19 protein-coding genes and 2 tRNA genes are annotated in these 25,489 nt (G+C 44.9%); 16 read left to right on the plus strand and 5 right to left on the minus strand.

Annotation, left to right across the window (positions count from 1 at the left end; translation table 11 throughout):
- Positions 1-114: 114 nt before the first annotated feature.
- Positions 115-1,410: a glutamate-1-semialdehyde 2,1-aminomutase gene (hemL, locus tag AB4249_RS13420; protein ID WP_010436060.1), complete on the minus strand. Its 1,296-nt coding sequence runs from the start codon at positions 1,408-1,410 to the stop codon at positions 115-117.
- Between the two features lie 296 nt (positions 1,411-1,706).
- Between hemL and erpA the strand changes: the two genes are divergently transcribed.
- The 3 genes from erpA (at position 1,707) to AB4249_RS13435 (ending at position 6,547) form a co-directional block, all read left to right on the plus strand.
- Positions 1,707-2,048, plus strand: a complete 342-nt coding sequence (erpA, locus tag AB4249_RS13425) for an iron-sulfur cluster insertion protein ErpA (protein WP_004734539.1) — start codon at positions 1,707-1,709, stop codon at positions 2,046-2,048.
- 271 nt (positions 2,049-2,319) lie between these two features.
- On the plus strand, positions 2,320-3,444 hold the full coding sequence (locus AB4249_RS13430; RefSeq protein WP_017059405.1) for an efflux RND transporter periplasmic adaptor subunit: 1,125 nt from the start codon (positions 2,320-2,322) through the stop codon (positions 3,442-3,444).
- Positions 3,445-3,454: 10 nt separating this feature from the next.
- Complete coding sequence (locus AB4249_RS13435) at positions 3,455-6,547, plus strand: efflux RND transporter permease subunit (RefSeq protein WP_017063268.1); 3,093 nt, start codon at positions 3,455-3,457, stop codon at positions 6,545-6,547.
- An 84-nt stretch (positions 6,548-6,631) separates the two neighbouring features.
- Here the strand turns inward: AB4249_RS13435 and AB4249_RS13440 are convergent, their stop codons facing one another.
- Positions 6,632-7,921, minus strand: coding sequence for a peptidoglycan DD-metalloendopeptidase family protein (locus AB4249_RS13440; RefSeq protein WP_372103561.1), 1,290 nt, complete (start codon positions 7,919-7,921; stop codon positions 6,632-6,634).
- A 129-nt stretch (positions 7,922-8,050) separates the two neighbouring features.
- Here AB4249_RS13440 and tyrS point away from each other — a divergent pair, with 129 nt between their 5' ends.
- The gene (gene tyrS / locus AB4249_RS13445) at positions 8,051-9,238 is read left to right on the plus strand and encodes a tyrosine--tRNA ligase (RefSeq protein ID WP_372103564.1); all 1,188 of its coding nucleotides are present in this window, start codon (positions 8,051-8,053) and stop codon (positions 9,236-9,238) included.
- 381 nt (positions 9,239-9,619) lie between these two features.
- Positions 9,620-10,465, plus strand: a complete 846-nt coding sequence (locus AB4249_RS13450) for a magnesium transporter (protein WP_102331940.1) — start codon at positions 9,620-9,622, stop codon at positions 10,463-10,465.
- 125 nt (positions 10,466-10,590) lie between these two features.
- Here AB4249_RS13450 and dacB read toward each other — a convergent pair whose 3' ends face one another.
- Both dacB and AB4249_RS13460 read right to left on the minus strand, forming a co-directional pair.
- Positions 10,591-12,024 carry a serine-type D-Ala-D-Ala carboxypeptidase gene (dacB, locus tag AB4249_RS13455; RefSeq protein WP_372103567.1) on the minus strand — a complete coding sequence of 478 codons (1,434 nt, stop codon included), beginning with the start codon at positions 12,022-12,024 and terminating at the stop codon, positions 10,591-10,593.
- 112 nt (positions 12,025-12,136) lie between these two features.
- Positions 12,137-13,174 carry a porin gene (locus AB4249_RS13460; RefSeq protein WP_102331942.1) on the minus strand — a complete coding sequence of 346 codons (1,038 nt, stop codon included), beginning with the start codon at positions 13,172-13,174 and terminating at the stop codon, positions 12,137-12,139.
- 513 nt (positions 13,175-13,687) lie between these two features.
- On the opposite strand from AB4249_RS13460, the gene greA reads away from it, so the two are divergent.
- Positions 13,688-14,161 carry a transcription elongation factor GreA gene (greA, locus tag AB4249_RS13465; protein ID WP_008222155.1) on the plus strand — a complete coding sequence of 158 codons (474 nt, stop codon included), beginning with the start codon at positions 13,688-13,690 and terminating at the stop codon, positions 14,159-14,161.
- 125 nt (positions 14,162-14,286) lie between these two features.
- Here greA and yhbY read toward each other — a convergent pair whose 3' ends face one another.
- Positions 14,287-14,583, minus strand: a complete 297-nt coding sequence (gene yhbY, locus AB4249_RS13470) for a ribosome assembly RNA-binding protein YhbY (RefSeq protein ID WP_004738252.1) — start codon at positions 14,581-14,583, stop codon at positions 14,287-14,289.
- Positions 14,584-14,697: 114 nt separating this feature from the next.
- Between yhbY and rlmE the strand changes: the two genes are divergently transcribed.
- The 10 genes from rlmE (at position 14,698) to infB (ending at position 25,467) form a co-directional block, all read left to right on the plus strand.
- Complete coding sequence (gene rlmE, locus AB4249_RS13475) at positions 14,698-15,327, plus strand: 23S rRNA (uridine(2552)-2'-O)-methyltransferase RlmE (RefSeq protein ID WP_017059396.1); 630 nt, start codon at positions 14,698-14,700, stop codon at positions 15,325-15,327.
- A 107-nt stretch (positions 15,328-15,434) separates the two neighbouring features.
- Positions 15,435-17,402 carry an ATP-dependent zinc metalloprotease FtsH gene (gene ftsH, locus AB4249_RS13480; protein ID WP_017068905.1) on the plus strand — a complete coding sequence of 656 codons (1,968 nt, stop codon included), beginning with the start codon at positions 15,435-15,437 and terminating at the stop codon, positions 17,400-17,402.
- 88 nt (positions 17,403-17,490) lie between these two features.
- Positions 17,491-18,321 (plus strand): dihydropteroate synthase, encoded by an 831-nt coding sequence (folP, locus tag AB4249_RS13485; RefSeq protein WP_102393175.1) that lies wholly within the window; start codon positions 17,491-17,493, stop codon positions 18,319-18,321.
- A gap of 21 nt (positions 18,322-18,342) precedes the next feature.
- Complete coding sequence (gene glmM / locus AB4249_RS13490) at positions 18,343-19,683, plus strand: phosphoglucosamine mutase (protein ID WP_017059393.1); 1,341 nt, start codon at positions 18,343-18,345, stop codon at positions 19,681-19,683.
- Between the two features lie 294 nt (positions 19,684-19,977).
- Positions 19,978-20,310: a preprotein translocase subunit SecG gene (gene secG / locus AB4249_RS13495; protein ID WP_017059392.1), complete on the plus strand. Its 333-nt coding sequence runs from the start codon at positions 19,978-19,980 to the stop codon at positions 20,308-20,310.
- Between the two features lie 16 nt (positions 20,311-20,326).
- Positions 20,327-20,411: transfer RNA gene (locus AB4249_RS13500), tRNA-Leu, on the plus strand.
- A 53-nt stretch (positions 20,412-20,464) separates the two neighbouring features.
- Positions 20,465-20,541, plus strand: a tRNA-Met gene (locus AB4249_RS13505).
- Between the two features lie 234 nt (positions 20,542-20,775).
- Positions 20,776-21,231 carry a ribosome maturation factor RimP gene (gene rimP, locus AB4249_RS13510; RefSeq protein ID WP_004738265.1) on the plus strand — a complete coding sequence of 152 codons (456 nt, stop codon included), beginning with the start codon at positions 20,776-20,778 and terminating at the stop codon, positions 21,229-21,231.
- Between the two features lie 35 nt (positions 21,232-21,266).
- Positions 21,267-22,754, plus strand: coding sequence for a transcription termination factor NusA (gene nusA / locus AB4249_RS13515; protein ID WP_017059230.1), 1,488 nt, complete (start codon positions 21,267-21,269; stop codon positions 22,752-22,754).
- A gap of 22 nt (positions 22,755-22,776) precedes the next feature.
- Entirely contained in the window at positions 22,777-25,467 is a 2,691-nt protein-coding gene (gene infB / locus AB4249_RS13520; protein ID WP_017059231.1) for a translation initiation factor IF-2, read from the plus strand.
- Positions 25,468-25,489 lie beyond the last annotated feature (22 nt).

Genomic DNA, 25,489 nt, shown 5'->3' on the forward strand with positions numbered 1-25,489 from the left:
TCGACGGCTAAATAAGCTGTCATATTTGTGGCTGGTGAGCGCGATATATAAAAAAGGGCTGCATTTAATGCAGCCCTAAATTCAATCGGTTAGCGACTTATAAAGTGCTTTCGATTATTTGCTTTCAGCAGCAATGATCGCAAGAGAGCGGTCAGCAGCTTCTAGTGTTGCATCAAGTTCTTTTGAACCATGAGCAAGAGAAGTAAAGCTTGCTTCGAATGCTGAAGGTGCAAGGTAAACACCGTGATCTAACATTAGGTGGAAGAAGCGCTTGAAGCGTTCTACATCACACTTAGTTACATCTTCGTAGCACGTCACAGTTTCTTGGTCAGTGAAGAAGAAACCAAACATACCGCCAACTTGATGAACTAGCATCGGGATGCCGTGCTTGTCAGCAAGTTGCTTGAAGCCTTTTGCCAACTGCTTAGTTTTTGAAGCTAGACGCTTTTCGTTGCCTTCTTCTCGTAGAAGGTTCAAACATGCGTAGCCAGCAGCCATTGCAACAGGGTTACCTGAAAGCGTACCCGCTTGGTAAACAGGGCCAGTTGGTGCGATGTATTGCATCACGTCTTTACGACCACCGAAAGCACCGACAGGCATGCCGCCGCCAATCACTTTACCAAGACACGTTAGGTCTGGCTTGATGTTGTAGTAAGCCTGAGCACAACCTTCAGCAACGCGGAAACCTGTCATTACTTCATCAAAGATTAGCAATGCACCTTCTTGATCACAGATTTCACGTAGACCTTCGTGGAAGCCTTCTACAGGAGGGATACAGTTCATGTTACCCGCTACTGGCTCAACGATGATACAAGCGATCTCGCCTTTGTTTGCTGCGAAGATTTCACGTACTGAATCTAGATTGTTGAAGGTTGCTGTTAGCGTTAGTTTCGCAAAATCAGCCGGTACGCCTGGAGAGCTTGGTTGACCTAAAGTCAGTGCGCCAGAACCAGCTTTTACAAGTAGGCTGTCTGCGTGGCCGTGGTAGCAGCCTTCAAACTTAAGAATTTTGTCACGACCAGTGAAGCCACGAGCTAGACGAATCGCGCTCATTGTTGCTTCTGTACCTGAGCTCACCATACGTAGCTGTTCCATTGATGGAACCATCTCAGATACAAGTTCAGCCATTTTGATTTCAGTTTCGGTTGGAGCACCGAAGCTAAGGCCGCGTTGAGCTGCTGCAATCACAGCATCACGAATAACAGCGTGGTTGTGACCAAGGATCATTGGCCCCCAAGAGCCAACGTAATCGATATACGCTTTACCATCAGCATCAAAAATAAGTGGGCCATCAGCGCGTTCAACGAAGATTGGAGAACCACCTACGCCATTGAATGCACGAACTGGAGAGTTTACGCCACCAGGAATAGTTTGCTGTGCTTTTTCGTACAGCTCTGCTGATTTGGTCATTGATATATCCTCTTTTGACTGTCGGACCAATTGGCACGCATTGTACCTATCCCTAATCCAACTAGGAATGCTTTCGCCCAGATAATCACCCGAATCTGGTTGTTTTGTGTGGTTACACGTTTTAATTGTTAGATATTGGTGAGTTTACAGCAGTAAAAGGACCGATCCTGTGGTGAATACTTGAACGTTTCAGTCAGGTATTAGATAATCACCGGAATATAAGAAAATACTCAACAACTATGGTCTCGAATTAGATTTGTATCATGTTGTTTTTGACACAGGTAAGAGAGGTTGTCGTGAGCGAAGTAAATATCCCATTGTCTTTTTCTGATGCAGCAGCTACCCGCGTACAAACGCTAATTGCTGAAGAAGAAAACCCAGAACTAAAACTGCGTGTATACATTACAGGTGGTGGTTGTAGCGGTTTCCAATACGGCTTCACATTTGATGAAAAAGTAAATGATGGCGACACTACAATTGTAAACAGCGGTGTAACGCTGGTTGTTGATCCAATGAGCCTACAATACCTAATGGGCGGCATGGTTGATTACACTGAAGGCCTAGAAGGCGCACGCTTCTTTGTGAACAACCCGAACGCTACAACAACATGTGGTTGTGGCGCATCATTCAGCGTATAGCATGAGTTGAAAATAGCTTGAGCTCAAAGCTGTATTAGATACATTTCAAACGCCGAACTTATGTTCGGCGTTTTTGTTTTTACTTAGTAACTTATTACTTTTCAAAGCATTCCTCTCATTTTTAGTACACGGCATATTTTTTAAACTGTCGATAGCGTCCAACTTCGTTGAGGATTGGTCTGTTAAGGTTACCTTTGTGCATAAGGAAGTTGCACATCACGCTATTAAGCCAACTAGCGCGCCTGAATGACATCGGACAAAAGGATTTGTTATGCCCACTCTATTTTCTAACTCACCACTTTTTCAGAAATTGAAGCAGCCGTGGCTGGTTTCTCTGACTCTAGTCGTGTTGTTGTCGATCTGGCTTGGTTTAGGCGTAGGGCAAGCAGAAGAGTCGCCTGAGAAAAAAGCAACAGAAATTCCGCTGGCTAAGGTTTCCTTTCAAACCTTCACCTCATCACCGACCTTCAAAACGATTGATCTCTATGGAAGAACGGCGCCCGATAGGCATGCTCGTCTAGGTGCAGAAGTCGCGGGTAAGATTGTCAGATTGAATGTTGTTAAGGGGGGGATGGTTAAAGCAGGACAAGCCATTGCCCAGATAGATAAGGGTGATTTAGAGATTCAACTAGAGCGAGCATCTGCGTTATATCGCTTGAAGCAGAAAGAGTTCAAAGCGGCGCAGTCACTGAAGAAAAGAGGACTGCAAGGTGAAATCGCCTACACCACAGCTGAGGCTTCATTAACAGAAGCAAAAGCCATGATGCGCAATGCGGAATTGGCTTTAAAGAATACTGTGATTACTTCGCCTTTTTCGGGTGTGGTTCAAGATTTGATGGTGGAGCTCGGTGATTTCGTTAGTGTTGGCGATCCTGTTGCTGGCGTGATTGACCTCGATCCTTTGGTTATTGAGGCGGATGTCAGTGAGCGTCATATCCAACATTTGCTAGTCAATCAATCTGCTTTGGTTCGTTTGTTAGGGCGAGAAGAAGCGGAAGGCCGTTTACGCTATGTTTCTCGTATCTCTTCTGTTGCTACTAATACCTTCCCAATCGAGATAGAAATCGATAACTCTAAAGGCCTATTACCAGCAGGTGTCAGTGCCGAAGTTAAACTCAACCTAGAAACAAGAGATGCAATAAAGATAACACCGGCGATGCTAGCATTGGATGAGGCGGGTAACCTAGGGGTCAAAACCTTGGTTTCAGTCGATGACTCACCAACGGTGAAGTTTGTAGGCATTCAGCTAGTAAAGGCCGAACAAGATGGAGTTTGGCTCACAGGACTTGGACAACGCGTCGATATCATCACAGTAGGCCAAGGGTTTGTGCGTGATGGTGATTCGGTGATTGCTGTTGAGCAAGTCGCTGAACTCTCTAACGTAACCGCAGAGTAGGAGATAACCGATGTATTCAATTATTGATGCAGCCTTGTCTCGTGCTCGAACAATGCTCTCCCTTTTAGCGTTAATCCTTGTAGCCGGTGTCGTCACCTATATCACGATACCTAAGGAATCGAGCCCAGACATTACCATCCCAATTATCTATGTTTCGGTCGGGCACCAAGGGATCTCGCCAACGGATGCAGAACGTTTATTGGTTCGACCTATTGAGCAAGAGCTGAGGTCGATTGAAGGCGTAAAAGAGATGACAGCAACCGCAGCAGAAGGGCATGCCTCTGTTGTGTTGGAGTTTAATGTTGGCGTCGATCTCACCAAAGCAATGGCCGATGTGCGTGACGCGGTTGATCTGGCTAAACCAAAACTACCAGAAGACAGTGACGAACCGACCGTAAATGAGGTGACGCTGGCTTCTGAGCAACCTGTTTTGTCTGTTGTGCTATTCGGTACCGTTCCTGAGCGCACCATAGTGCAAATTGCCCGAGAGCTTGGAGACAAATTAGAAAGCTATCGCCAAATCCTTGAAGTCGATATTGCGGGCGATCGCGCTGACATCGTCGAGATCATTGTCGATCCGTTATTGATGGAGAGCTACAGCTTAGATCAAGCGGATATCTATAATCTGATCGCTCTGAACAATCGAGTGGTGGCCGCAGGTTTTGTTGATACTGGCTACGGACGTTTTTCTGTCAAAGTCCCTTCGGTATTTAACTCCTTAAAAGACGTGCTTGAGTTGCCTATTAAAGTGGATGGCAAGCAGGTGGTCACTTTTGGCGATGTCGCTACGGTTCGTCGAGCGTTTCGAGATCCTGAAAGTTTTGCTCGTTTAGATGGCAAATCTGCGGTGGTGTTGGATATCAAGAAGCGTGCAGGTGAGAACATCATCGAAACCGTTGAGCTAGTCAAAGCGGTAATGGCTGGTGCTCAGCAGCAAGCGGAATGGCCAAATAACCTGTTGGTCAAATACACCTGGGATGAATCTAAAGATGTGAAGATCATGCTTAATGATCTGCAAAACAATATCTTATCCGCCATTATTCTGGTGGTGATCGTTATCATCGCGATTCTTGGTGTGCGTACCGCTTTGTTAGTGGGTATTTCCATTCCAGGCTCATTCCTAACCGGGTTATTGGTTCTTTCGGTGTTTGGCTTAACCGTCAACATCGTAGTGCTGTTCTCTCTGATTATGGCGGTGGGGATGCTAGTAGACGGTGCGATTGTGGTGACCGAATTTGCAGACAGGCGAATGCAAGAGGGTGAAGGGCGCAAAGCCGCTTACCGAGATGCAGCGAAACGGATGGCGTGGCCGATAACCGCATCGACTGCCACAACCTTAGCCGCATTTGCTCCGTTACTGTTTTGGCCTGATGTGACGGGCGAATTTATGAAGTTCTTACCACTAACTCTGATCGCGACTTTAACTGCATCATTGATCATGGCGTTGTTGTTTGTGCCCGTGCTGGGCGGTTTGATTGGCAAACCTCAATACGTATCGTCTAAAAGCCAAGCTCGAATGGTCGCACTGCATAATGGTGACTTTTCACAGGCTACTGGTTTAACCAAGGCTTACTACCACACGCTTTCTTTAGCGATTAAACACCCCTTTAAGATTTTGTTCAGTGCGGCACTGCTCGCGGTTGCAGTTGGTTTTACTTATTCAAAAGCGGGTCTAGGTGCAGAGTTCTTCCCAGAAGTTGATCCGCCATTCTTTAATGTCAAAGTTCGCTCGCATGGGGATCTGTCTATCCAAGAAAAGGATGACATCATGCGTGATATTGAACTGATGATGCTCAATCATGATGAGTTCGATACCGTTTACACGCGTACTGGTGGTGACGACCAGATTGGTTTGATCTCAATTACGCCTGTTGACTGGCAATATCGACGCAGCGTTAAGGCGATTATTGATGAGTTGAAGGTACAAACCGATCAATACGCTGGTGTTGAGATTGAATATAAGTTCCCTGATGCTGGGCCTCCGGTTGAAAATGACTTAGTGATTGAGCTGTCGGCAAGAACTCCAGAGCAGCTCAATCAGGCTGCAAAAATTGTGAGAGGTTGGGCTGATGGAAATAAAGCACTGACCAATATCAGCGATACTGCGAGTAAAGATGGCATCGATTGGAAGGTGGATATTCGCCGCGACGATGCTGCGCGCTTTGCAGCTGATGCGACCTTAGTGGGTAATACCGTTCAATTCGTGACTAATGGTCTCAAGATTGGTGATTATCTGCCCGATGACTCTTCAGAAGAGGTCGATATCTTGGTGCGCTACCCTAATGATAAGCGTGATATCGGGCGCTTCGACCAGCTTAGGGTGAAAACGCCAGCAGGTTTAGTACCTATTACTAATTTCGCTCAGATCGTTCCCGACCATAAGCAAGACACCATTAAACGCCTTGATGGCAAGCGTGTGGTGAACATCATGGCGGATATGGAAGAAGGGTATAACCTTGCTCTCGAACTACCAAAGATCGAACAAGCATTGAGTGAGCTAGGGCTGCCGAGTAGCGTGGAATTTCGCATCCGTGGTCAAAACGAAGAACAAGAAAACTCGTCAGCCTTTTTACAAAGTGCTTTCTTGGTTGCTTTGGCGGTAATGGCTTTGATTCTGATTACTCAGTTCAATAGCTTCTATCAAGCGTTTTTGATTCTGAGTGCTGTATTGTTTTCGACCGTTGGCGTGTTCGTTGGCTTACTGATCTTCCAACGTCCGTTTGGCATTGTGATGTCGGGAATTGGGGTAATAGCGCTCGCCGGCATAGTCGTGAACAACAACATCGTGTTGATTGATACTTATAATCAGCTCATCAAAAGAGGCTTGGACAAGCGAGATGCGATTCTAAGAACCGGTGTTCAGCGTTTAAGGCCAGTAATGCTCACGACGGTTACGACTATCTTAGGTTTAATGCCGATGGTGTTAGAGATGAACATCGACCTGATTAATCAAAAGATAGAGTTTGGCGCGCCAAGTACACAATGGTGGTCACAGCTTGCGACCGCTATTGCTGGTGGTTTGGCGTTTGCCACGGTGCTGACTTTAGTATTAACCCCTTGTTTGTTAATGCTTGGACGGAACAACAAACCTGAAAAACAGTAGCTAGTTGTGGTATGTGAGCATAAAAAAGAGCGCCTTGATGGGCGCTCTTTGCATTTTTCTATTTTGCAGTGAAGCTACAAACGCCTAGTTAGTCGCTAGTAACTGACCGTATCGCTCAAGGTTTCTTAATCGAATCTCTGAGTTGGCAATAAAGGTTGCTTTTGCTTTACCAGTTAACGACTTGGATTGAGGCAATTTCACGGTACGCGCATTTTTATGTACGCCATTAACCAAGAATTCATAATGTAAGTGCGGGCCAGTCACACGGCCTGTACCGCCCAAAGTACCAATGGTTTGGCCTTGTTTTACGCGCTGACCGGTTTTCACCATACGTCGCTTCATGTGCAGGTACTTGGTGATGTAGGTGTTGCTGTGGCGGATGAACACGTAGTTACCATTGAATTGGTTGTAACCTGACTTCTGAACAATACCGTCACCGGCTGCCCAGATAGACGTGCCAACAGGGGCTGCGTAGTCAGTACCGCGGTGAGCTCGAATCTTACCGGTTACTGGGTGTCTCCTGGTAGGGTTAAAGTTCGATGTTACGCGACGAAAATCAATTGGTGAGCGCAAGAACGCCTTCTTCATCGCACGACCATTTTCATCGAAGTAGTTGCCGCTTTTATCATCCAATACCGCGGTAAATGAATCGCCTTGGTTTTTGAACACGGCTGCCATGATCTTACCGCGACCAACTACTTCACCTTCAACCACTTTCTCTTGGTATAAGATTTTGAAGCTGTCGTTCTTACGAATATCTAACGCAAAGTCGATATCCCAACCGAAGATGCCGGCCAGTTCCATAATTTGGTTTGCGGTTAAACCTGCGCTGACGCCAGCGTTCCAGAAGTTAGAGGTGATGTTGGCTTCGGCATAATTGTATTGGTATACCACTTCTTTTTTGTCGAAACTTGATGAGAAAGAATCGCCAGATTTAGTGATCTTGAAGCTTTCAAACGCACTAAGTTGTCGTTTTAACTGAATAAGGTCGTTGTTTTCATCAAAGCCGAACTGCAAGACATCACCAGGTCTTAGGTTAGACAGCTGCTTCTTAATATCATTATTGGTATTGAGTAGCGTGATCAGCAGACGGTATGAGAGGCCAATACGTTCAAATAAAACAGAGGTGCTTTCGCCAGAGCGAACGGTGTATTTCTCCCAATTGAGCACTGCCGTCGGTGGAGCGTCACTTGAGCTAATAAGTGCAGAGGCATTGATAGTCAGTGGGTAATGTTTTCCCACAACTAAAGCGCCCGAATCGTCACGCAAACTGTTGACGTCGGGGAGTAAGAAAATCGCGACGAAAATTATGGCACTAAAAAATGCGATAAAAGCCCGGTGCAAAATAGGAAGGCGTGCAAAAATAGACAACATGTTCCGGTTCGTTCTGTAAATATTATGAAAATCGACGACGGAATAGTGTAACTGGTTTCAAAATACATCGCTATTCAAGTAAGATGTCTAATTAATGTATTTTTGCCAAATCTGTGGGAGTGAACAAGAATGGCGAGTATTGAAGCTGCACTAGCCGAGATCAAACGTGGCGTAGAAGAACTAATTCCAGAAGACGAGCTGATTGCTAAATTAAAAGAAGGTCGTCCTTTACGCATTAAACTGGGTGCCGATCCAACGGCTCCAGATATTCACCTAGGCCATACGGTTATCTTTAACAAGCTTCGTGCTTTCCAAGAGCTTGGTCATGAAGTGACATTCCTGATTGGTGATTTCACTGCAATGGTTGGTGACCCATCAGGTAAAAACTCAACACGTCCACCGCTAAGCCGCGAAGACGTATTGAAGAATGCTGAAACTTACAAAGAGCAAGTATTCAAAATTCTAGATCCTGCGAAAACACAAATTCGTTTCAACTCTGAGTGGCTATCTGACCTTGGCGCAGAAGGTATGATTCGTCTTGCTTCTAACCAAACTGTTGCTCGTATGCTTGAGCGTGATGACTTTAAAAAGCGTTACGCTGGTGGTCAACCAATCGCTATCCACGAATTCATGTACCCACTTCTACAAGGTCACGACTCTGTTGCACTAGAGAGCGACGTTGAGCTTGGCGGTACTGACCAGAAGTTCAACCTGCTAATGGGCCGTGAACTGCAAAAAGCAGCAGGTCAAAAACCACAAGCGGTACTGATGATGCCACTACTTGTTGGTCTAGACGGCGTTAAGAAGATGTCTAAGTCTGCACATAACTACATCGGTATTAGCGAAGCACCAAGCGAAATGTTTGGTAAGATCATGTCTATCTCTGACGATCTAATGTGGAGCTACTACGAGCTACTTTCTTTCCGTCCACTTGAAGAAGTGGCAGAGCTGAAAGCTGGTGTTGAAGCGGGTAAAAACCCACGTGACGTTAAAGTACTTCTGGCTAAAGAGATCATTGCTCGTTTCCACAGTGAAGCAGATGCTGATGCAGCAGAGCAAGAGTTCGTTAACCGCTTTGCTAAAAACCAAGTTCCTGATGAAATGCCGGAGTTTGAATTCGAAGCAGGCCTGCCAATTGCGAACGTTCTAAAAGAAGCGGGTCTTGTAAACTCGACTTCTGATGCGATGCGTATGATCAAGCAAGGCGCTGCTAAGCTTGAAGGCGAGAAGATTGAAGACAGCAAATTCGTGCCTGAAGCAGGTACTGCCGTTTACCAAGTAGGTAAGCGTAAGTTTGCTCGTATTACTATTAAGTAATAATGCACATCAATAATTGAACCAAAGGCATCCACGGATGCCTTTTTTATTGACTTAAAATTGACGAAACTTTGAAACGCCTATTGCTACACTATGCGCGCTGTCAAATTGACAGTAATTCTGGAGATTTTTATGAACAATACCGACCATCCTCCTAGTTTGAATGGAGAAGAATAACCTGTCTCGGTATTGATCTATTGTCCTGCCGTTCAGGTAGGGTATCTTTGTTTCCCCCCGCATTCTTTTCCACACACTAGATTCTAACAAGTAGACACATCAGTAGCTTTCAGCTCTTGGTGCGCTTAGCTGTACGCTCTTGGTGTATTAGCTATAGGCTATTTGTTTTGATGGTCGTTACCTTTGCCAATCGGGAGATTCGCCATGACGGTAATGAACAACACTTTTTTATCTATTGAAGCTCTGTACTCAGAGCAAGACATCCAAGCTGTATCGAATGCATTTCAACAGTACGGACGTGAACAACAAATTAATCTTTTGAATCGAATGCCGCTCGAAGATGCGGTGCTAGTGCTGGGGCAATGCTCTTTGAGTACGATTCAGACTTTACTTAGTGAGCTAGAAGAGCAGGGCTTTGAGAAGCGCTCTCGACATCTAGCTCACCAACTAGGGCTGATCTACTCTGAGGTAGAACCTCAACAGGGTTACCTTTCGACTGGCGTCATGAGCCACGTCAGGCAGCGTATCGGTTGGATTATTTCGTTAGCACTATTGGGAATCGTCTCAGGGCTTATCATTGCTCAGTATGAAGACATTCTCAGTCAGTTGGTACTTTTGGCAATCTACATGCCGGTAATTGCTGCTGCTGGTGGTAACACCGGAACACAAGCAGCGACTTTGGTGATCCGAGCCTTAGCCACAGGTGAGTTGAAAAAACGCCAATGGGCTAACGTTCTATGGAAAGAGTTTAGAGTTGCTATTTGTTTAGCTTTAGCGATTGCTGTAGTGATGATTGGACGTATTTTGCTCTTTAGTGAAAACCAAGCGACAGGTGGTTATGATATCAACATGATTGCGTTAGCTATTGCGGTAGCGCTGTTTATTCAGGTGACCATATCAACCGTGCTGGGTGGCGGATTGCCGATAGTTGCTAGGCTATTTAAGCTTGATCCAGCGGTGTTAGTGAGCCCAGTGCTTGCTTCCATAGTTGATATCTCAGGAATGTGGATCTACTTCACTGTGGTTAACTCATTCCTCGGTATCGCTTAGCTCCTATAAAAATAGGCACCTATAAAAATAGCTAAATACATCTGAGAAACAAAAATGGCGCTGAAGATTTAAGGTCTTCAGCGCCATTTTTATTGTTTGAGTAGAAGTTTACACAGAGCTAAGCATTACTTAGATTTGCTTTGTGTTTGACTGAACTCGACCACATCTTTGTAGAAAGCACGCTCAAACTGGGTGATAGGTGCTTCCACTGGTTTGTCTGGATCTTGTTCTTCAGGGAAGTAATCACGGACAAATTGTACAAACAGAGAGTTTGGTTTTCCCGCTTTATCTAATCCGTATCCCGCCATGTTGTAACTGCCGTATAGAGAACCACTCTTGGCGATAATGTTGCCTTGAATCGGTGCTTTTCTCATGCTCTGACGGTATTTGAGCGTTCCATCAGTGCCAGATGTAGGCATAGCCTCAATCAGGCTGAGCTGTTGATCGTTTTCCCAGATATAACGAAGCACTTGAGCCATGGTCTGTGACCTCATTCGGTTATTTCTGGATAACCCTGAACCATCGACGAGCTGCGCTTTACTGAGGTCAATATTAGCCTTGGTCAGCAGTATCTGTTTTATTGCTTCAGTGCCGTTATTGAAGCTGCCCGGTTGAACATAAAATGTTGCTCCTAGCGTTTTAGTTAGATTATCTGCGATAAGGTTATCTGACTTCTTGAGCATGATATCGAGCAGTTCAGGAAGCTTTTCTGAGTTGTGACTAGCGACTAACGTGGTTTTGTCTGCTTGCGCTTTTTTACCAATAATCACATCACCTTTTACTTCTATTTTCAGTTCTTTGAGAAGCGATGTAACGACTTGATAGGTGTAAAGTTCTGGATTTTGAATCGCGAACTTGAGTGGCAGTGGCTTTTTACGCTCAACCAAGCAACCAGAGAGCTTGTAAGCGTTATCTGGTGTGGTGATGAGCTCCAAGTCGCATTGTGTTGCCTTCTGCCCAGAGCGAGTTACCGTGGCAGCGGTGGTTGTCACGTCTATCGGATAATGGGATGGAATATAGACGCGAGTGCTACCGTTATCTTTTGTATAAATAGAGGCTTGTGCACAGTTGCTGTCTAAGGTCATCGCACTAGAAGGCGCGCTGTAACAAACGCCTAGAATGTCCCAAGGCCACCCCACCGCTCGTTGATAGCCTGTATAAGCCGTGTTATCGAGGTATAAGTTGCCTTTGATGGTTCTGGATTGCGACTTAGCGTACTGAGCTAACAGGCTTTTTAGCTGTTCACGTTGTAGAGTTGGATCTCCGCTAAATGAAATGATTGAATCATTGCCAGAACGAAGAATGCTAGTCGTGTAATGAAAGTCATCTCCCAACTCTAGCTTGGCCGCTAAAGCCGTCACCAGTTTTAACGTGCTGGCTGGTGGATAAAAGTCATCGCTATTGGTATTAAGCTCGCTTGAATCATTGCTTAACGATTTGATGATCAAACTCGTACTACTACCATCGGGCAGTGTTTTTAGAGGGGCGTATGCGAAAGCGTTAATCGAGAAAACGCTAATGGAAAAACTACATAGAAGTAGAGTTGGTAGAAGGCGCATAGAAGATTTTCTTGGATGGCTGATTTTTTCAGTATACAGATATAAAAAACGCCCGCTAGAGAGCGGGCGTTTTGATTCTCAATTAACTAATTAATCAATTAGATAATCAGAATTAGAAGTCGTAACGTAGACCAATAGCTAGCTCGTCTTCAGCTTGTGCTTTAGTTGCACCACGGTTAACTAAAGTATCAGCCGTACCGAACTTGTCGCCTTCAGAGATAAGGTTGAAGTTGTACGAGATGTACGTACGGAAGTTAGGCTTGAAGTAGTAAGTCGCATCTACAGCAACGTTATCAGCAGATGTATCACCATTTGTTTCTGCGTTGTTGTACGTTAGAGTGAATGCAGCTTTGTCTAGCGTGTAAGCAGTTGCGAATTCGTAGCCAGTGTAGTCGCCGTTATCTTTAGATAATTCACCGTCAGTGAATACACCAGCAAAGTATAGAGCTTCAGTGCGGAAAGATGCCGCTAGCATGTACTCGTTTTGCTCGTCTTGGTCAGCGTAACCTGCACCTAGCTTAAAGCCAGAGTCGCCGATTGCGTAGATACCAGATAGAGAGTAGCCGTCTGCTTCGTTCTCAACGAATTCGCCACCTTGTTCAGCGCGGTCAGCAAAGCGGTAGCTTGCTTTAACCGCTAGGTCTTGGAACTCACCTTTGTAAGAAAGCATGTTGTCTGTACGGTCTGCTGCTGCAATTTTGTATGCCGCTGAGTTACCGTGGTAAGACATGATATCGGTAAAGTCTGTGATAACGCCTAGCGCACCGTCGTTTTTACCGTATGTCACTTCACCGAATGTACCGCCGATACCAGCGTATGTGTAACGGTGGTCGATATCAGAACCATTGTCGGTAGCTGTCGCGTCAGAGTCTGCAGTAGTGTATTCACCTTCGTAGAAACCAACACCGTATAGGCCGTCTTGGATTTCAACTTTACCTAGGAAGTTTAGACGTACACGAGAGTTGTCTTGTGCTTTGCCATCTTTTAGAGATAGACGAGCTTCCGCACGACCACCGATTTCTAGAGAAGTGCCGTTTGAGCTGTATACAGATGTACCTTCGATACCACCAGCTTGTTTACCGTCCGCTGCCACTGCGTTAGTAGCAAGAGCTGCAGCAGATACAGCAAGCGCGATCATAGTCTTGTTCATGTTATTATTTCCTAATTACTGTCCATAGAAGTTTTATCAAGGATTTGAACCCTTTTGTGTATTGCCTGTATTAATCAGGCTTCATAATCATGATTAGAACAGAAGTCTGAAAAATGCCAGTGCAATCCATGGGTTACTTTTTACCTCTAAAGTTCCATGGTCAGTTAGTAAAATGATATAAAACTAAAAAATGAACACTGTTTTATTATATCTCTTGTTGATTAAGTGTTTGTTTTAAATTGATTTTTATAAAAGTGTGATCTGTGTTTATTTTGTTTGTTTTTTGTTTTTTTAGGTATTTAATTCTCAACTTATTGATGGGGAGGTTATTATTCATTTTTGTGATGTCTGTAATTTAGACCTAGATAAAGCTTTTATAACGCAAAGTGGAATAAAGGTGATTTAGCCATAAAGTTTGTTTACACTAAGCCAAATCGTTTTGTTTCTATCACCCAATAAATACGTTGGGTGTATTTATGTTGGCCAAAGAAAGCTTTGGCATAGAGGTAAAAAATGGAAAAGGTTCCAATGACAGTACGTGGCGCTCAGCAGCTACGTGATGAATTAGATCGCCTACTTAAGCTACGCCCTGTTATCTCAGCAGCTATTGGTGAAGCACGTGAACTAGGTGACTTAAAAGAGAATGCTGAATACCACGCCGCTCGTGAAGAGCAAGGTATCTGTGAAGCTCAAATCCGTGATATCGAATACAAGCTATCTCTAGCTCAGATCATCGATGTAACCCAAATGGAAAACACGGGTAAGATTATCTTTGGTACAACAGTCACTCTGATTGATGTTGATACAGACGAAGAGTACCGTTACCAAATCGTTTCTGAAGACGAAGCCGATATCAAAACTGGCCGTATCTCAGTGAAGTCACCAATTGCTCGTGGTCTTATCGGCAAGATGGAAGGCGACGAAGTGATGATTTCGACTCCTGGCGGTGATAAAGATTACGAAATTGACAAAGTAGAATATATCTAATTGAATTTTCTTTGTTTCTGATAAGTAAAAAGGTCGCTAAATGCGACCTTTTTCGTTTCTCACGCTACACTAAAAGATAAGCGCTGTGGCTTCCTATTAGTGAAGTTAGCTTATATCAAACTCGCTTATTTACGTGGAATCTCGATTTTACGTGCTTCTGACTGACGGAACAGTACTAGAACTTTACCGATAGTCTGTACTTTCTCAGCTTTAGTTTCACGTACAATTGCATCGATAATCAGCTGCTTAGTTTCACGGTCTTCTGATGCAACTTTAATTTTGATCAGTTCGTGGTGATCTAGAGCTAATTCGATTTCCGCTAGAACAGCTTCAGTAAGTCCATTTGCGCCCATTAGCACTACAGGTTTTAAACTGTGAGCTAGGCCCTTTAGATGCTGCTTTTGTTTGGTACTTAGGTTCATTACGCGGCCAATTTTCTTTACTATTAGGGTTGAAAAAACCTATTTTAACGCCATCTAATGCTGAAGACTATAATTTATTCGGCAATTAGTACTTTCCTCCACTTTAGGTATCCAATGAGCAAACAGAAACACTCGGCCAGTTCAGGCCGTTGGTTGAAGGAACACTTCGACGACAAGTACGCAAACGAAGCAAGAAAGAAAGGCTATCGCTCACGTGCTTATTTCAAAATGGAAGAGATTCAAACGAAAGATAAATTGCTGTCTCCTGGGATGACCATTGTGGATTTGGGTGCAGCACCTGGCGGTTGGTCTCAATATGCTGCTAAGATTGTTGGAGACAACGGACAAATCATTGCGTGTGACTTGTTACCAATGGATCCGATTGCTGGTGTTAGCTTTTTACAAGGCGATTTCCGCGAAGAAGCTGTGCTAGATGCCTTATTGGAACGTATACAACCAAACATGGTTGATGTCGTGATGTCAGATATGGCACCTAATATAGCAGGCAACAATTCTGTGGATCAGCCAAGAGCTATGTATTTAGTTGAATTAGCTTTGGATATGTGTCGACAAGTTCTAGCTACCAATGGTAGTTTTGTTGTAAAAGTATTCCAAGGCGAAGGGTTTGACCAATACGTTAAGGACGTCCGCGAGATGTTTAAAACAGTAAAAGTTAGAAAACCCGACTCTTCTCGAGCTCGATCTCGTGAAGTGTTTATCGTAGCCACTGGTTACAAAGGTTAACGATTCTCTTCCAAGAGTGAGAGTTAACAACATGGCTACAGGTTACAAACTGTAGTACCCTACCTTTAATTACAATTAGTTATCGAGAGGCTTACACCTTGAGTGACATGGCAAAAAATTTAATTCTGTGGCTTGTTATCGCGGTAGTGTTGATGTCGGTATTCCAGAGCTTCGGCCCTGGGGAAAGTAACGGCAGAGCAGTAGATTACACCACGTTTGTACAGGAAGTTGGCCAAGGCCAGATTCAAGACGCACAGTTCAATAACAGCGAAATCACTTTCACACGTCGTGGTGGTGGTTCTAAGTATGTAACTTACATGCCTGTTTATGATCAAAAGCTACTTGATGACTTAATTAATCAAAACGTAAAAGTTCAGGGTACACCACCTGAAGAGCAGAGCCTGCTTGGCACTATCTTCATCTCATGGTTCCCAATGATCTTACTGATTGGTGTATGGATTTTCTTTATGCGTCAAATGCAAGGCGGCGGCGGCGGTAAAGGCGCGATGTCTTTCGGTAAGAGTAAAGCTCGAATGATGAGCGAAGAACAAATCAAAACCATGTTTGCTGATGTTGCTGGTTGTGACGAAGCAAAAGAAGACGTGAAAGAGCTTGTGGACTACCTTCGTGACCCAAGCCGCTTCCAAAAGCTAGGTGGTAAGATCCCGACAGGTATCCTGTTGGTTGGTCCTCCTGGTACGGGTAAAACATTGCTTGCAAAAGCGATTGCCGGTGAAGCGAAAGTACCGTTCTTTACTATCTCTGGTTCTGACTTCGTTGAAATGTTTGTTGGTGTTGGTGCATCTCGTGTGCGTGACATGTTCGAACAAGCGAAGAAAGCGGCACCTTGTATCATCTTTATCGATGAAATTGATGCTGTAGGTCGTCAACGTGGCGCTGGTGTTGGTGGTGGTCACGATGAACGTGAACAAACACTGAACCAAATGTTGGTTGAGATGGATGGTTTCGAAGGTAACGAAGGTATTATCGTTATCGCTGCGACTAACCGTCCAGACGTACTAGACCCTGCATTACTTCGTCCTGGTCGTTTTGACCGTCAAGTTGTGGTTGGTCTACCGGATGTACGTGGTCGTGAACAGATTCTTAAAGTACACATGCGTAAAGTGCCACTATCAGGTGATGTTGAACCGTCGCTGATCGCTCGTGGTACTCCAGGCTTCTCTGGTGCAGATCTTGCGAACCTTGTGAACGAAGCGGCGCTATTTGCTGCTCGTGGTAACAAGCGCAATGTATCTATGGTTGAGTTTGAACTTGCGAAAGACAAAATTATGATGGGTGCAGAGCGCCGTTCAATGGTTATGTCTGAAGAAGTGAAAGAGTCAACGGCTTACCACGAAGCGGGTCACGCAATTGTTGGTCGTTTGGTACCTGAACACGATCCAGTGTACAAGGTGTCAATCATTCCACGTGGTCGTGCGCTTGGTGTAACCATGTACTTGCCAGAGCAAGATCGTGTGAGCATGTCTCGCCAACATCTAGAGTCTATGATTTCTAGCCTGTACGGTGGTCGTCTTGCTGAAGAACTTATTTACGGTAAAGACAAAGTGTCAACTGGTGCGTCTAACGATATCGAACGTGCAACTGATATTGCTCGTAAGATGGTTACGCAGTGGGGCTTCTCTGAGAAATTGGGTCCTCTTCTTTACGCAGAAGAAGAAGGTGAAGTTTTCCTAGGTCGCGGCATGAGCCAAGCTAAGCACGTTTCTGATGACACGACTAAGCTTATCGATGAAGAGATTCGTATCCTTATCGACCGTAACTACGATAGAGCTAAGAAGATTCTTGAAGATAACATGGATATCATGCATTCGATGAAAGACGCTCTAATGAAGTTCGAAACGATCGATGCAGGTCAAATTGATGACTTGATGGAGCGTAAGCAAGAGATTCGTGATCCAGCTGGTTGGGGTGATCAGGTAAAAGCTGAACCTACAAAGGAAGAAGCAAAACCTGAAGCTAAGGCAGAAGAAGCTAAAGCGGAACCAAAAGCTGAAGAGTCGAAAGTTGAAGAAGTTAAATCTGAAACAGATGATGCTCAAAACAAAGATTCTTAATCGCTAAGTTATAAATTAAAACCCTGAGTACGCTCAGGGTTTTTCTGTTTCTAGCCCTAGATGTTTTTACCTTTAAGACCCACCTTCCATGATATTAAAAGCACATAATAAAACGCTCGTTTTAGACCGCCCACATGTGATGGGTATCCTCAATGTTACGCCTGACTCTTTCTCTGATGGCGGAAAATTCAATTCATTAGATAATGCTTTACTGCAAGCAGAGCGAATGATTCAAGCTGGTGTTAGCATTATTGACATTGGTGGTGAATCAACTCGCCCGGGAGCGCCTGACGTTCCTTTAGAAGAAGAGCTCGCTCGCGTTATTCCTGCCATTAAAGCAATTCGCGCTAAGTTTGATGTGTGGATCTCCATTGATACCAGTAAAGCTGAAGTGATGCGCCAAGCCGTTGAAGCGGGGGCTGATTTGATCAATGATGTGCGCGCACTGCAAGAGCCCGGAGCTTTAGAAGCGGCCGCCGATGCTAATGTGCCCGTTTGCCTGATGCACATGAAAGGTCAGCCAAGAACCATGCAAGCTAACCCTAATTACGATGATGTCCTAATGGATGTTGAAGCGTTCTTAAAAGAAAGGGTGGAGGCTTGTGAGGCTGTTGGTATATCAAAAGATCAGCTGATTCTGGATCCTGGTTTTGGTTTTGGTAAAACCATTGAGCATAATTACCACCTATTAGCGCACCTTGAAAAGTTTCATTCGTTAGGCTTACCTGTTTTAGCGGGGATGTCGAGAAAATCGATGATCTTTAAATTGCTAGACAAGGTTCCGGCCGACTGCATGGTCGCAAGCGTCACTTGCGCGACGATTGCCGCGATGAAAGGCGCACAAATTATTCGCGTTCATGATGTCGAGGAGACACTGGAAGCGATGAAAATAATCGAAGTGATGAACAACAATCACTAAATATAATTAAGGAAAATCACTATGTCTGATAAAAGACGTTATTTCGGCACAGATGGTGTGCGTGGCAAAGTAGGCCAGTACCCGATTACACCTGATTTTGTTCTGAAGCTTGGCTGGGCTGCGGGTCGTGTTCTTGCGAAGCAAGGCACAAAGAAAGTCATCATTGGTAAAGATACTCGTATCTCTGGTTACATGCTTGAGTCAGCGCTAGAAGCTGGCCTTGCTGCTGCTGGTCTTCAGGCTACGTTTACTGGCCCAATGCCAACACCTGCTGTGGCTTACCTAACTCAAACCTTCCGCGCTGAAGCCGGTATTGTTATCTCTGCATCACACAACCCATACTACGATAACGGTATCAAGTTCTTCTCTTCTGAGGGAACAAAACTGCCGGACGATATCGAGTTGGCAATTGAAGCAGAGTTGGATAAAGACATCGAATGTGTTGATTCTTCAGAGCTAGGTAAAGCAGTACGTTTGAACGATGCGGCTGGCCGTTACATCGAGTTCTGTAAAAGTACGTTCCCACATAAAATGACATTAGCTGGCATGAAGATCGTTATCGATTGTGCACATGGTGCGACTTACCACATTGCGCCTGCTGTATTTAAAGAACTGGGTGCTGAGGTCGTTGCGATTGGTGTTGAGCCAAACGGTACTAACATCAACCACGAAGTCGGTGCGACGGATGTACGTGCTCTGCAAGCAAAAGTGCTTGAAGAAAAAGCGGCATTAGGTCTTGGCTTTGATGGTGATGGTGACCGTATCATCATGGTTGACGAGCTAGGCAACAAAGTTGATGGCGACCAAATCGCTTACATTATTGCTCGTGATGCACTGCGTCGCGGTGAGTTGAAAGGCGGCGTTGTTGGTACACTAATGACCAACCTGGGTATGGAAAACGGCCTTAAGCAGTTAGGTATTCCGTTTGTACGTGCTGCTGTTGGTGACCGTTACGTAATGGAACAGCTTCTTGCTAAAGGCTGGAAGATCGGCGCTGAAAACTCGGGGCACGTTATCCTACTAGATAAAGTGACGACGGGTGATGCTATCGTTGCTGCTCTGCAAGTTTTGGCTTCAGTTGTTGATAGCGAAATGACACTGAATGAGTTGTCTCAGGGCATGACGTTGTACCCTCAAGTTCTAGAAAACGTTCGTTTCAGCGGAGATTCAAACCCACTAGAAGCCGAAGCGGTAAAAGCAGCGGTTGTTGAAGTAGAAGCAGAGCTTGGCGAGAAAGGCCGTGTACTATTACGCAAGTCTGGTACCGAGCCACTACTGCGTGTCATGGTTGAAGGCGAAGATGCAGAGCTTGTTCAAGCATCAGCGCTTAAGATTGCAGATGCAGTAAAAGCAAACTGCTAATTTAACCTTTTACTTAGCTGGCGCAGCGAATAGCGCTTGTGATTAGAAGTGGTTGACTTATATCACGGTCAAAAGATATAACGGTCAAAAGAGACATAAATGAGTTTTGTGTCGCTTTTGACCTTTTTTTGACCATTCACTTGGTAAAGGCTTATTTTTTAGCAAATTCTCCTTGTCAGCCATCGTCGCATTCGCTAGTATTGCTCGGCCTTCAGTTAGGAGGTCGCTAGCCTTGTTCTTAAAAATAGTTTTTTGAACGGCGCTGGCTCAACAATTAGGAACATAGGTGGAAAAATGTTTACAGTTCTACTTGTGATTTACCTGTTGGCAGCGCTTGGTGTAATTGGCCTAGTGTTGATTCAACAAGGTAAAGGCGCAGATATGGGAGCCTCTTTCGGTGCTGGCGCTTCAAACACTGTGTTTGGTGCTGGTGGCTCAGGAAATTTCCTTACCCGAATGACTGCAATTTTTGCAACTACATTTTTTATCCTTAGCTTAGTGCTTGGTAATATGTCTACACATAAAACTGAGTCACAATGGATTGACCCGACCCAAGGTCAGGTGATTCAACAAGCTGATGATGCAGTGAGTGAAGTTCCGGCGCAAGGCGACGAAATTCCACAATAATCTGTAAAGATTTGATGCCGAGATGGTGAAATTGGTAGACACGCTAGCATGAGGTGCTAGTGCCTTAGGGTGTGAGGGTTCGAGTCCCTCTCTCGGCACCATGTTTACAAACTTGTAAAACATCTTGTTGGGCGTATAATGCTCGCAAGTCGGACGCGGGATGGAGCAGTTTGGTAGCTCGTCGGGCTCATAACCCGAAGGTCGTCGGTTCAAATCCGGCTCCCGCAACCAATTTCAATGCTATTATATAGCTTGTATTGGTAGCAAGTTTGCACAGTGTGAACCTCACTGTGAGTTAGGTGCGATATCGAATGTGATGGCACTTAACATATAAGGGTCCAGCAACAAAAACCCCGGCTTATACGGGGTTTTTTGTTATCTAAGCATTTGTAAATGTATTTAGATAATGTTTGCTTGGAATTTAAATTGGGCTTTGAGCCCTTTTTTTGTTTCTGGAGTGGTTAAATGACTGGTTTAGAAAGACAACTTACTGAAATGCTTGACGCTCCAGTAGCAGCATCAGGTTATGAGTTAGTTGGATTAGAATTTATTCGTGCTGGTGAGCACTCAACGCTACGTATTTACATCGATTCACCAAACGGTATCAATGTAGATGATTGCGCTGAAGTTAGCCACCAAGTAAGTGCCGTAATGGACGTTGAAGATCCAATTTCAGTGGCTTATAACCTTGAAGTGTCTTCACCAGGTTTAGAGAGACCACTGTTCAAAGCAGAGCATTACCAACAATTTATTGGTCACGAGGTAAGCATCGTTTTGAAAATGGCTGTCGGCAACCGTCGTAAATGGAAAGGTGATATCCAATCTATCGAAGGCGAGACAGTGAAAGTATTGGTTGAAGGACAAGAAGAAGAATTCGTCCTGAGCAATATTGCGAAAGCTAACCTGATCCCTAAATTTTAGTTCTCCTAGAGAGAAGAGCTTAAGAGGCTAGATTAATGAACAAAGAAATTTTGGCGGTAGTAGAAGCTGTTTCAAATGAGAAAGCAGTTCCTCGTGAGCGTATTTTTGAAGCGCTTGAAATCGCGCTTGCAACGGCAACAAAAAAGAAAAGCGAACTAGAAATTGAAGTTCGTGTTGAAATTGACCGTAAAACGGGTGATTTCGAAACTTTCCGTCGTTGGGAAGCTGTTGAGGAAGTTGAATTCCCAACAAAAGAAATCTCTATTGAAGCTGCAAAGTACGATGACCCAGAGATCGAACTTGGCGGTTTCATTGAAGATGATATCGAATCAGTAACGTTTGACCGTATTACGACTCAAACGGCTAAGCAAGTTATCGTACAGAAAGTACGTGAAGCTGAACGCGCTCAAATCGTTGAGCAGTTCATCGATAACGAAGGCGAGCTAGTAACTGGCGCAGTTAAGAAAGTTAACCGTGACACTATTATTCTAGACCTAGGTAACAACGCTGAAGCGGTAATCCTTCGTGATGACCAACTTCCTCGTGAAAACTTCCGTCCAGGTGACCGTGTTCGTGGTCTTCTTTACGCAGTTAAACCAGAAGCTCGTGGTTTCCAGCTTTTCGTTACTCGTTCGAAGCCAGAAATGCTAGCTGAACTATTCCGTGTTGAAGTGCCTGAGATTGGTGAAGAGCTAATTGAACTTAAAGGTGCTGCACGTGACGCTGGTTCTCGTGCTAAAATCGCTGTGAAAACAAACGACAAACGTATTGACCCAGTTGGTGCGTGTGTTGGTATGCGTGGCGCACGTGTACAAGCTGTTTCTAACGATCTTGGTGGTGAACGTATCGATATCGTTCTTTGGGATGATAACCCGGCTCAATTCGTAATCAACGCAATGGCTCCTGCTGATGTTGCTTCAATCATCGTTGATGAAGACGCACACTCTATGGATATCGCTGTTGAAGCGGATAACCTAGCACAAGCGATTGGCCGTAGCGGTCAAAACGTACGTCTAGCGTCTCAACTTACTGGTTGGGAACTGAACGTAATGACTGTTGCTGATCTTGAGAAGAAGCACCAAGAAGAAGCAGTTGCCTCTATTGAAAACTTCATGAAGCACCTAGACATTGAAGAAGACTTTGCTCAAATGCTTGTTGAAGAAGGCTTCTCTACGCTTGAAGAAGTAGCATACGTTCCTGTGAACGAGCTTCTTGAAGTAGACGGTCTAGACGAAGGTATCGTTGAAGAACTACGTAACCGCGCAAAAGACGCACTGACTACTCTAGCGCTAGCGAAAGAAGAAACTTTCGACGGTGTTGAGCCTGCTGAAGACTTACTTGCACTTGAAGGTCTTGAGCGTGAAATGGCTTACAAGCTAGCAGCAAAAGGCGTTGCGACACTGGAAGACCTAGCTGACCAAGGCGTTGATGAACTAGAAGGCATCGAAGACCTAACTGCAGAGCGTGCAGGCGAGCTAATTATGGCTGCGCGTAACATCTGTTGGTTCGGCGACGAAGAATAATTCAGCAAGGAGAGAAAGCGGTATGACACAATTAACAGTTAAAGCACTGAGTGAAGAGATTGGTACGCCAGTTGACCGCTTAATTGAACAACTTGCTGATGCAGGCATGAAGAAAGCAGGGTCGGATCAAGTGACTGATTCAGAGAAGCAAACATTGCTAACGCACCTTAAAAAGGAGCACGGCGATACTTCAGGCGAAACAGAACCGACTCGTTTAACTCTTCAACGCAAGACCCGCAGCACGCTAAGTGTTGCCGCTGGAGGCGGTAAGAGTAAGGATGTTCAAGTAGAGGTACGTAAAAAGCGTACTTACGTGAAGCGCAGCACTATTGAAGATGAAGCGAAACGTGAAGCTGAGGAAGTAGCTAATCGTGAAGCGGAAGAGAAAGCACAACGCGATGCTGAAGAGCAAGCGAAACGTGATGCTGCAGAGAAAGCACAGCGCGAAGCTGAAGAAAAAGTAACACGTGAAGCGGATGCAAAACGTGAAGCTGAAGAGAAGGCTCAACGCGCACAAGCTGAAAAGGCTAAAAAAGACATGAATTCAAAAAATGCAGACGCTAACGCACAAGCGAAAAAAGAAGCGGATGAACTTAAAGCTCGTCAAGAGCTAGAAGCAACTCGTAAAGCAGAAGCTGAAGCAGCTAAGCTTGTTGAAGAAGCTCGTAAGTTAGCAGAAGAGAACCAAGAACGTTGGTCTGAAGAAGAGAAGAAGAAGAAAGAGCAAGAGAAATCTGCGGATTACCATGTGACTACTTCTACTTACGCTCGTGAAGCTGAAGATGCGGCAGATAAGAAAGATGAGAAAGCACCTCGTCGTCGCAAGAAGAAAGCAGCTCCTGCTAACCAACCTGCAAACAACCGTGGTGGTCGTAACCAACGTGGTCGTGGCGGTAAAGGTAAGCTTGCTAAACCAACTTCAATGCAGCAAGGCTTCGATAAGTCAGCAACTGTTGCTAAATCTGACGTTGCTATCGGCGAAACTATCGTTGTTTCTGAACTGGCTAGCAAAATGTCAGTTAAAGCAACTGAAGTTATCAAAGTAATGATGAAGATGGGCGCTATGGCGACTATCAACCAAGTGATCGACCAAGAAACAGCACAACTTGTTGCTGAAGAAATGGGTCACAAGGTAATCCTACGTAAAGAAAACGAACTTGAAGAAGCAGTACTAGCTGACCGTGATAGCGATGCTATCGCTGAAGGTCGTGCTCCTGTTGTTACTATCATGGGTCACGTTGACCACGGTAAAACTTCAACACTTGACTACATTCGTAAAGCACACGTTGCTTCTGGGGAAGCTGGCGGTATCACGCAGCACATTGGTGCTTACCACGTAGATACTGACAACGGCATGATCACTTTCCTTGATACTCCTGGACACGCGGCGTTTACCGCTATGCGTGCTCGTGGTGCTCAAGCGACAGATATCGTTGTACTTGTAGTTGCAGCAGACGATGGCGTAATGCCACAAACAATCGAAGCAATCCAGCACGCGAAAGCGGCAGGCGTTCCTCTGATTGTTGCTGTGAACAAGATCGATAAAGAGGGTGCAAACCCAGACAACGTTAAGAATGAGCTAGCTCAATACGACGTTATCCCTGAAGAATGGGGCGGTGAGAACATCTTCGTTCACATCTCTGCAAAACAGGGTACAAACATCGATGGTCTTCTAGAAGCAATCCTTCTTCAGTCTGAAGTTCTTGAACTTACAGCGGTTAAAGAAGGTATGGCGTCTGGTGTTGTTGTTGAATCTCGTCTTGATAAAGGTCGCGGTCCAGTTGCAACAGTATTAGTACAGTCTGGTACTCTAAACAAAGGCGATATCGTTCTTTGTGGTCAAGAGTACGGCCGTGTTCGTGCAATGCGTGATGAAAACGGTAAAGACATCGAAACTGCAGGTCCATCTATTCCTGTAGAAATTCTAGGTCTTTCTGGTGTTCCTTCGTCAGGCGATGAAGCGACTGTTGTACGTGATGAGCGTAAAGCACGTGAAGTTGCGAACTACCGTCAAGGTAAATTCCGTGATGTTAAACTAGCTCGCCAACAAAAAGCGAAACTAGAGAACATGTTCGCGAACATGACGGCTGGCGAAGTTGCTGAGCTTAACGTGGTACTTAAAGCCGACGTTCAAGGTTCTGTAGAAGCGATTGCTGACTCTCTACTGAAACTGTCAACTGACGAAGTGAAAGTGAACATCGTAGGTTCTGGTGTTGGTGGTATTACTGAAACTGATGCAACGCTTGCTGCAGCTTCTAACGCTATCATCCTTGGTTTCAACGTTCGTGCTGACGCAACTGCGCGTAACACGGTTCAGAACGAAAACCTAGATCTACGTTACTACTCAATCATTTACCAACTAATTGACGAAGTTAAACAGGCGATGGGCGGTATGCTTGCTCCTGAATTCCGTCAAGAGATCATTGGTCTTGCACAAGTTCGTGACGTATTTAAGTCGCCTAAACTTGGTGCAATCGCTGGTTGTATCGTGACTGAAGGTACGATTAAGCGTAGCAACCCAATCCGCGTACTTCGTGAAAACGTTGTTATCTACGAAGGTGAACTAGAGTCACTTCGTCGCTTTAAAGATGACGTACAAGAAGTTAAGAACGGTTACGAGTGTGGTGTCGGCGTTAAGAACTACAACGACGTTCGCGTTGGTGACCAGATCGAAGTATTCGAAATCGTTGAGGTTAAACGTACTCTAGACTAATCAGTCTGTACGACTCGACATA

Origin of the sequence: Vibrio sp. 10N.261.55.F4 (assembly GCF_041470465.1) — a bacterium.
Classification (GTDB): Bacteria; Pseudomonadota; Gammaproteobacteria; order Enterobacterales; family Vibrionaceae; genus Vibrio; species Vibrio crassostreae_C.